1 protein-coding gene is annotated in these 347 nt (G+C 50.4%); it reads left to right on the top strand.

Translation table 11 applies throughout. The features are described 5' to 3' along the window. Window positions 1-347, top strand: a 347-nt coding sequence (locus QEH52_RS20350; RefSeq protein WP_308952789.1) for a carbohydrate ABC transporter permease, incomplete at both ends; no start/stop codon positions are given.

Genomic DNA, 347 nt, shown 5'->3' with positions numbered 1-347 from the left:
CTTTCGCTGCTGATCTTTAGTTACTACCCGAAGATCGATGTGTTTATGATGTCCTTCTTCCGCTGGCAGCCGCCCACGGTGCAGGAGTTCATTGGACTGCGTAATTTCAAGGAGGCCTTTTCGGACCCGATGTTTTGGCAGTCCTTCAAACTGGTCGGCATCCTACTGGTCGCTAATTTGTTAAAGCTGTGGCCGGGCATTCTTGCGGCCATTGCCTTGAACCGGGTCAAGAACGACCGGCTGCGCTATTTAATTCAGGTCTGCTTCGTGATCCCCATGATCATTCCGGGCATGGTCTTTCTTTTGATCTGGAAGAACTTTTACGACCCTGACTTTGGTCTGGTCAA

Source organism: Thalassobacterium maritimum (assembly GCF_031127805.1).
GTDB lineage: Bacteria > Verrucomicrobiota > Verrucomicrobiia > Opitutales > Coraliomargaritaceae > Thalassobacterium > Thalassobacterium maritimum.
This window is presented reverse-complemented; position numbering and strand designations above follow the sequence as displayed.